Raw genomic sequence first — 7867 nt, forward strand, 5'->3', positions numbered from 1 at the left:
TCCCCAGGAGGAGCGTTTTGATCCCACGCAAGCCGGTCCGGCAGCCGGAGTACGAGTACCAGTCCCTGCGCATGCCGCGCGGCACCACGCGCAACGCGGCCCGCCAACTGCTCACCGAGCACGCCGAGTACGGGCACTGGGAGCTCGACCGGCTCAGGCTGTTTCCCGACGGCAGCCGGACGGTACGGCTGAAGCGGCGGATCATCCGGCAGGTCCGGGCCTGGTGACGGACGGGGCGTCCCGGCCCCGGGGAGAACTCGCACCGACCCTTCACGCGCCCGCGGCCGCCCGTTCACTCGGCGGCCGCGGGCGCGTCGTTCCCACGGTGGGTGCGCGCGGGGCCGGGTCAGCGGCCCCTGGTCCGCCGCGTCAGCGGACGCCGGCGCGGGAGCGGCGGTAGAGCACACCGCCGCCGAGCAGCAGCGCGAGGCCGGCGGCACCGAGCAGCTCGACGCCGCCGGCACCGGTGGAGGCCAGCTGGGCGGCCGGGGCGGCAGCCGGGGCCGCCAGGGCGCTCTCGGCCGCGGCGACGGGCGTCACGGCGGCGGCCGAGGTGGCCACGGGGGCCGGAGCGCCGTTGCGGGTGACCTCCTCGGCCGAGGTCTGCGGCGGCGACGGGGGCGTGGTCGGGCAGGCCTCCTCGCACTCCTCGACCGGCTTCGGGGCGGCCTTCGCCACGTTGACGCAGTCGTTACCGAAGGCCGGGTTGCCGACGCCGGCCACGTTCACCGAGTTGCCGCAGGCGTTGACCGGAACGTCCACCGGCGCCTGGACACTGTTGCCGGAGATCACACCGGCCGAGTTGGTGGCAACGCCGGAGGCACTGGCCCCAGGGACGGTGGTGGCGCCCGGGATGCCGGTGGTGCCCGGGATGCCGGTGCCACCGGAGCCCCCGCCGGTGCCGGAGCCGCCACCCGCGCCTCCGCCGGTGTGGCCGCTGCCGCCCTGGCCGCTGCCCGCTCCGCCGGGCTGGCCGCCCTGGGCGGGCCGGCCCGCGTGATGGCTCCCGCCACTGGCGTTGGCACAGTGGTTGCCGAAGGACGGGTTCAGCAAGCCGATCACGTCGACCGTGTTGCCGCAGGCGTTGATCGGCACCTCGATCGGCACCTGCACCGAGTTGCCCGAAGCGACGCCGGGCGAGCCGACGGCACCCCCCTGTGCCTCGGCGCCCCCCGCGTAGGCGTAGCCGGCGGCCGAGGCCAGCACACTGCCGGTGGCCACGGCCGTGAGGATCCCCTTCTTGGCTACATTCCTCATGTTTTCCCCTGACATTTCGAGACGACGTGTCGACCTTGACATGAACCTTGCGAAAGTCGGAATTTCGGAATATCCGTAAATCACGCAAGGGCTTCGACTGCACACGAGTTAACGAGAGGCCAACGGCGAGGTTGAGCCGAACGAATCAGCTTCACCCGATCGAGCGATCGTGTCGCGCTCCGTGTATCCGGGGCCTCCCCCGCCCGCCGGAAACCCGAACGCCCCCGGCGCGGCGCGTCCGCCGCCCGGGGGTCGTCGAGTCCGCTCAACAGGCCTCGGCGGCCCGGAGGTCGGCTCAGGTGTTGGCGCAGAAGTTGCCGAACGCCGGGTTCAGCACGCCGATGACGCTCACGGTGTTGCCGCAGAAGTTGACCGGCACGTGCACCGGAATCTGGATCTGGTTGCCCGACACCACACCCGGGGAACCGGCGGCCACACCCTCGGCGCCGGCCTGAGCCGACGCCACACCGGCGGCGGCGAGCACCAGGCCGCCGGTGGCGGCGGTGACAGCGGCGATCTTCTTGACCTTCATCATTCCTCCTGTATGGACAACGCAACCCGTTCGGCGGGCTGCACAGGGATGAACGACACTGCGGCAAACGGGGTACGGAAGGAATCTCCCATTCACCCGCAACGGTGATGACTCGCACACATGATCAGCCTGGAATTCTCGGAAGAATCGTTTCTGTCGATCTCCCTCAACCCGTCCCACAATCATCAGCTCCGACAATGCGGTCGGCCCGCCCCCGGCACTCCGGGAGCGGGCCGACCCAGTCGCCTGATCAGCAGGCGTCGATGAAGCGGTCCAGCACCCGGGCGCCGAACTTCAGGCCGTCCACCGGCACCCGCTCGTCCACGCCGTGGAACATCCCGGCGAAGTCCAGCTCCGGCGGCAGCTGGAGCGGCGCGAAGCCGAAGCAGCGGATTCCGAGGTCCTGGAAGGACTTGGCGTCCGTCCCGCCCGACAGGCAGTACGGCACCGCCCGGGCGATCGGGTCCTCGGCGCGCAGCGCGGTCTGCATCGCCTCGACCAGGGCACCGTCGAAGCCGGTCTCGATCGCCTTGTCCGAGTGCAGGCTCTCGCGCTTCACCCGCGGGCCGAGCACGCTGTCCAGCTCGGCCAGGAACTCCTCCTCGTAGCCGGGCAGGAAGCGCCCGTCCACGTGCGCGGTGGCCTGACCGGGGATCACGTTCACCTTGTACCCGGCGCCGAGCATGGTCGGCTGGGCGGTGTTGCGCAGCGTGGTGCCGATCATCTTGGCGATGCCGCCGAGCACCCGCAGGGTCTCGTCCATGTTCTCCGGGTCCAGCTCGACCCCGAGGGCGTCCGACAGCTCGTCCAGGAAGGCCCGGACGGTCTTGGTGATCCGCAGCGGGAACTGGTGCCGGCCGAGCCGGGCGACCGCCTCGCACAGCTCGGTGATCGCGTTGTCGTCGTTCTCCATCGAGCCGTGGCCAGCCCGGCCCTCGACCGTCAGGCGCATCCAGTGCATGCCCTTCTCGGCCGTCTCCACCAGGTAGAGGCGGACCTGGTCGTTGACCGTGAAGGAGAAGCCGCCGACCTCGCCGATGGCCTCGGTCACGCCCTCGAACAGCCCCGGGTGCTTGTCCACCAGGAAGCGCGCCCCGTAGGTGCCGCCGGCCTCCTCGTCGGCGAGGAAGGCCAGCACGATGTCGCGCGGGGGCTTGCGGCCGGTGCGCAGCCGGTCGCGGATGACCGCCAGGGTCATCGCGTCCATGTCCTTCATGTCGACCGCCCCGCGGCCCCAGACGCAGCCGTCCGCGATCTCGCCACCGAACGGGTCGTGGGTCCAGTCGGCGGCGTTGGCCGGCACCACGTCGGTGTGGCCGTGGATCAGCAGGCCGGGACGGGAGCGGTCCTCGCCCTCGATCCGCACCACGGTCGAGGCCCGGCCCTTGGCCGACTCGAAGATCTTCGGTTCGAGCCCGAACTCGGCGAGCTGTTCGGCGACGTACTCGGCCGCCTTGCGCTCGCCCGGCCCGGACCCGTCCCCGTAGTTGCTGGTGTCGATCCGGATCAGATCGCGACAGATCTCGGCGACCTCCGACTCAGCCGTCACCTTCGGGGCCGCCGACTCGCTCCGCTCGCTCACGGTCACTCCTCGTCTTGGGCCCGCACCGACGCACCAGCGCGCCACCCCCGGGACCTGCACCCGGGCCGTACGAGCACGTCCGCCCATCCTCCCCCAGCCCCGGATCCCGATCCACCCCCCGCACTGCCCCGAAACCCCCTGGTCACGCCGCCGCCACACGCCGGTCCTTGCCCCCGCCGCCGGCCCCGGTCCCCGGCCGGGAACCGTTTTGGGAGCCCAAGCCGATCTTTGCTACAGTTACATCTGTCAGCGCGACGGACGAGAGATCGGAAATCGCGAGGGCGACACCCGGTCCGGGTGGCGGAATGGCAGACGCGCTAGCTTGAGGTGCTAGTGCCCTTTATCGGGCGTGGGGGTTCAAGTCCCCCCTCGGACACCAACGAAGGGCCCCAGTCGATCTGGGGCCCTTCTGCTTTTCCATCGCGGTTTTCCCCTCGGGGCCCGCGGGCTACGTCACTCGCTCTGCCAGGTGGCGCCGGATCCCGTGAAGGAGCCGTAGACGCCGGTGTCGTCGGCCCAGATCCAGAAGTCGGCGTGCGAGACCCCGTCGGGGCTGACGGAGGACTGGGTGCTGGCGACACCCGCGCCGTTCTCGTTGGCGATGAATTGGCCCTTGCCGAAGGACGCGTCCAGGCCTTCCTGGGCCGAGGCCAGGCCGGCGCAGCCGATCACGAGCGGGACGGTGAGAGCACCGACGGCCACGACTCGCTTGAGAGCACGCATGAAGATCTCCTCCACGGAGTTTTCGGGGTTCACGGGCGGCGGCGCCGATCGGCCCCGCACAGGACTCAGGGAGCCATGCCCCGGATCCCGCCGCAACCGGTGCCCGCACCCGCGCGGTCTCACAGTCCGTCAGAAACGCCGCTCCCATCAGCAGAAATACAGTTCGTACGCCTGTCTGGCGAATCAGTCGGCCGGAGCACTCCGGGTCACCCTCCACTACGGCCGGGCGCCCGCCGCGGGGCCGCTCCGGCGGCGGCGCCGACGGCCCCGCCCGGCGAACGTCGACGACCCGCAGCGCCGATCGAGTCGGCAGCCCCCAGCCCGCAGCCCCTTGACAGGCTCCCAAGGCAGTGCAGAATGGCTTCATTATGAAGCAGGTAAATAAATCTGGGGAGACGGCGACCGGCCCGCTGGGGCGGGACGCCGAGGGCCGGCTGTACGACAGCAGGGTGCGGACCGCGATGGGCGTGTTCACCAAGGGCGGGGACACCCTGGCGCTGGAGGCGGCCGCCGCCGCGCGGTCGGCGTTCCACGCGGTGGAGAGGCTGCGGGCGCACGGATCGCAGAGGCGCGGGCTGAGCGCGGGGGCACTGGACGTGCTGGTGCGGCTCGGTGCGGCCCGCGAAGCGGGTGAGGCGGATGAATCCGGGCTGACGGTGGGCGAGTTGGCGCGGGCCGGCGGGGTGAGTCCGCGCAACGCGACCGGGCTGGTGGACACCCTGGAACGGGAGGGGCTGGCCCGCCGCTCCCCCGACCCGGACGACCGGCGGGCGGTGCTGGTCACGGCGACGGCCGAGGGGCTGGCCTGGCTGGAGGAGTTCCGGGTGCCCACCGAACGCGCCATGGCCGCCGTCTTCCGCGGCTTCGACCCCGACGAGCTGGCCCAACTGCGGCACCTGTGCCTGCGGTTGGTGGAGAACCAGCAGCAGATCGAGCAGTACCTCACCGCGGTCGCGGACGGCCCTGGCCAGGAGGTCAGCTGACCGGGGCGGCCCCCGTACGGCCGGCCGGGGCGGAGTCCCGCTTCGGCCGGCCGCGCAGCGACTCCGCGGTGATGAGGGCCGCCACCGTGGACACGATCAGCAGCGGCATCGAGTTCGCCGCCTCGCCGCCGAGCAGGGCGGCGGCCAGCACGGTAGCGGTGACCGGCAGGCCGGTGACGGCGGCACCGGAGGCCGCGAGGCCGACGGCCAGGGCGGGTGCGGCGCCGAAGCCCGGCAACGAGGAACAGGCCGTGCCGAGGGCCGCACCGAGCAGGATCGCCGGGAAGATCGGGCCACCGCGCAGGCTGCCGAGGGCGATCGACCAGCCCAGCCCCTTGCAGAGCACCAGCGCGAGCAGCGCGCCGACCGGCCAGGCCCCCGGGTCCGCGGCGAGCACGCCCAGGGTGGCCTGCCCGGAGAGCGCGGCCTCCTCCGGGGAGCGGCCGGTGAGCAGGGCGTACCCGGCGAGACAGCCGCCGACCGCGACCGCGCACAGCACGGTACGGAGGGCGGTCTGCCGGGCGGTGCCGGTCGTGGTGAGGGTCTTCACCCGGCGGCCGACGGTCTGCCCGGCCACACAGAGCAGGGCGATCGCGACGGCCAGCGGGACGCCCCAGAGGAAGTCCCCCGGGTCGGGCACACCGCTCCTCGGCAGGCGCGGCAGCGAGAGCGCTCCGATCGACAGACCGGTCCAGTGACCGAAACCGGTGAAGACCAGCGCGCCGACCCCGCCGGCCAGCAGACTGGGCAGGATCAGCGCGATCAGCTGCGGGCCGCCCAGCCCGGCCGCCTCGATCAGCATCACCGCGGCCACCAGCGGGCTGCCGAAGATGGTGGAGATCGCCGCCGCCGCGCCGGCCGTACCCAACACCGCCACCAGCTGCGGCTGTTCGGCCCGCCGGGCGGACCGGACGGCGAGCAGCGCGAGCCCGCCGCCGAGCGCCATCAGCGGCGCCTCCGGGCCGAGCACCGCGCCGAGCGGCAGACAGGCCAGTGCGGCCAGCACCACGCCGGGGACGGCGGCGGGCGCGGTGGGCGGGCCGCCCAGCCCGTCCACCGGGACGTGGCCGCCGTGGCCGGACAGCCGGGTCACGATCGGGGCCAGCAGCAGGCCCGCCAGCAGCAGCGCGGGCAGCGGCCACCACCAGGGGGCGCGGCCGTAGCCGGCCGCCTCGGGCAGGCTCTCCCAGACCCAGTGCTGGAGTTCGTGCTCCAGGCCGACGAAGCCGAAGGCGGCCAGCGAGACCGGGATGCCGACCAGTGCCGAGATCAGCAGCAGCCGGAGGTAGCCCCTGTGCAGCAGCACCTCGCGCAGGGTCGGGCCGCTGCCCCCTTGCTGGGACGTCTCCGGCATCGCCGCTCCCTCACGCTCCCGGGCCGCCCGATGCCCGGGAGGCCCCGTCCTGCGACCGAGTCTCGCCCGGACGCCGGGGCGCCGCACGGCGCGCGGGAGACCGGGCGGTGCCGGGCCGGGCGCGGTTGCGCCGCACGGGTGAGGCGAAGCCCTTGAGGCTCCGGCGGGTGTCAGGTGTCGTCAGGTGCCGTCAGGCTTGGCGGGTGCCGTCAGGCCCGGCAGACACCGCCGGCCCCGGCGGGTGCCGTCAGGCCTGGCGCGCGTCGTCAGGCCTGGCGGGTGTCGTCAGGCCTGGCGGGTGTCGGCGCCCAGGGCGCTCTCGATGCCCTGGACCATCCGCCACAGCGGCGCCCGGCGGCTGGCGACCAGGACCACGACCTCGTCGGATTCGCCCTCGTCGGCGGCCTCGGCCGGGCGGTCGCTCCAGGTGCCGGTGACGAAGGCCATCGCCGCGTCCACCTCGGCCACCCAGTCGCTCTCCCCGCCCGAGCGCAGCCAGGTGCGCAGGGCGTGGTTGTGCGCGGAGACGACGGCCGCGGCGATCACGTCCGCGCGCAGCGGTCCGTCCGGGCGGTCCGCGAAGCGGCCGCGCAGGTAGGCGGCGAGGGTGTGCTCGTAGCGCCAGACCACGGACAGCTCGTACGCGCGCAGGCCGGGCACCTTGCGGGTCAGCCGGTAGCGCTGGACGGAGAAGGAGGGCTGCTCGGCGTACATCCGCAGGACCAGGCGGGCGGCGTCGCAGGCGTGCTTGACCGGGTCCTCCTCGCCGGTGCCCGAGTCCAGGAACTCCGTCATCTCGGCGAGGCTGCGCTCGTGGTCGGGGAAGACCACGTCCTCCTTCGCCGGGAAGTAGCGGAAGAAGGAGCGCCGCCCGACACCGGCCAGCGAGACGATGTCGTCGACGGTCGTCTGCTCGAAGCCCCGTTCCAGGAAGAGCTCGAAGGCCGCGGCCACCAGCGCCTCGCGCATCGCCGGCTTCGAGGGCCCGTCATTCATGGACTGGTCCTGCTCTTCCTGATCGCTCATTCACCGGAACCTAACATCCACGGACGGGGGCGGCGTCGACGGCCGGGCCGCTCACGGGCCCGGCCGCCGGTGCGCGTGGTACGCGCCGTGGTGCGCTCGCCGGCCGGTTACGGGAGGTTGCGGGCCATCACGATCCGCTGGACCTGGTTGGTGCCCTCGTAGATCTGGGTGATCTTCGCGTCCCGCATCATCCGCTCCACCGGATAGTCCCGCGTGTACCCGTACCCACCCAGCAACTGCACCGCGTCCGTCGTGATCTCCATCGCCGCGTCCGACGCGAAACACTTCGCCGCCGCACCGAAGAACGTCAGATCACCGTCCCCACGCTCCGACTTCGCCGCCGCCGCATACGTCAACTGCCGCGCCGCCTCCAGCTTCATCGCCATGTCCGCCAACATGAACTGGACACC

Annotated in this window: 9 protein-coding genes and 1 tRNA gene; 3 read left to right on the top strand and 7 right to left on the bottom strand. The window is 72.6% G+C overall.

Translation table 11 applies throughout. The features are described 5' to 3' along the window. Window positions 1-20: 20 nt before the first annotated feature. Window positions 21-227, top strand: a complete 207-nt coding sequence (locus ACIQOW_RS22940) for a DUF5703 family protein (protein ID WP_401087767.1) — start codon at window positions 21-23, stop codon at window positions 225-227. A gap of 142 nt (window positions 228-369) precedes the next feature. Here the strand turns inward: ACIQOW_RS22940 and ACIQOW_RS22945 are convergent, their stop codons facing one another. The 3 genes from ACIQOW_RS22945 to ACIQOW_RS22955 all read right to left on the bottom strand — a co-directional run bounded on the left by ACIQOW_RS22945 (window position 370) and on the right by ACIQOW_RS22955 (window position 3371). Next, window positions 370-1257, bottom strand: a complete 888-nt coding sequence (locus ACIQOW_RS22945; protein ID WP_401087720.1) for a chaplin — start codon at window positions 1255-1257, stop codon at window positions 370-372. Window positions 1258-1552: 295 nt separating this feature from the next. Next, entirely contained in the window at window positions 1553-1789 is a 237-nt protein-coding gene (locus ACIQOW_RS22950) for a chaplin (RefSeq protein ID WP_401087722.1), read from the bottom strand. Between the two features lie 250 nt (window positions 1790-2039). Next, window positions 2040-3371, bottom strand: coding sequence for a M20/M25/M40 family metallo-hydrolase (locus ACIQOW_RS22955; protein ID WP_049659731.1), 1332 nt, complete (start codon window positions 3369-3371; stop codon window positions 2040-2042). Window positions 3372-3662: 291 nt separating this feature from the next. Between ACIQOW_RS22955 and ACIQOW_RS22960 the strand changes: the two genes are divergently transcribed. Continuing rightward, window positions 3663-3750: transfer RNA gene (locus ACIQOW_RS22960), tRNA-Leu, on the top strand. Window positions 3751-3824: 74 nt separating this feature from the next. Here the strand turns inward: ACIQOW_RS22960 and ACIQOW_RS22965 are convergent. Continuing rightward, the gene (locus tag ACIQOW_RS22965) at window positions 3825-4094 is read right to left on the bottom strand and encodes a hypothetical protein (protein ID WP_401087724.1); all 270 of its coding nucleotides are present in this window, start codon (window positions 4092-4094) and stop codon (window positions 3825-3827) included. Window positions 4095-4462: 368 nt separating this feature from the next. Between ACIQOW_RS22965 and ACIQOW_RS22970 the strand changes: the two genes are divergently transcribed. Then, window positions 4463-5077: a MarR family winged helix-turn-helix transcriptional regulator gene (locus tag ACIQOW_RS22970; RefSeq protein WP_401087726.1), complete on the top strand. Its 615-nt coding sequence runs from the start codon at window positions 4463-4465 to the stop codon at window positions 5075-5077. On the opposite strand, the gene ACIQOW_RS22975 is transcribed toward ACIQOW_RS22970, so the two are convergent. The 3 genes from ACIQOW_RS22975 to ACIQOW_RS22985 form a co-directional block, all read right to left on the bottom strand. Continuing rightward, window positions 5070-6431 carry a chloride channel protein gene (locus ACIQOW_RS22975; RefSeq protein WP_401087728.1) on the bottom strand — a complete coding sequence of 454 codons (1362 nt, stop codon included), beginning with the start codon at window positions 6429-6431 and terminating at the stop codon, window positions 5070-5072. The two genes, ACIQOW_RS22970 and ACIQOW_RS22975, sit on opposite strands and share 8 nt — an antisense overlap. Window positions 6432-6716: 285 nt before the next feature. Further along, window positions 6717-7400: a TetR family transcriptional regulator gene (locus tag ACIQOW_RS22980; protein WP_188301826.1), complete on the bottom strand. Its 684-nt coding sequence runs from the start codon at window positions 7398-7400 to the stop codon at window positions 6717-6719. 164 nt (window positions 7401-7564) lie between these two features. After that, window positions 7565-7867 (bottom strand): acyl-CoA dehydrogenase family protein (locus ACIQOW_RS22985; RefSeq protein ID WP_401087730.1); only part of this gene is annotated, 303 nt, incomplete at its 5' end.

Source organism: Kitasatospora sp. NPDC091335, assembly GCF_044757205.1.
Lineage (GTDB): Bacteria > Actinomycetota > Actinomycetes > Streptomycetales > Streptomycetaceae > Kitasatospora.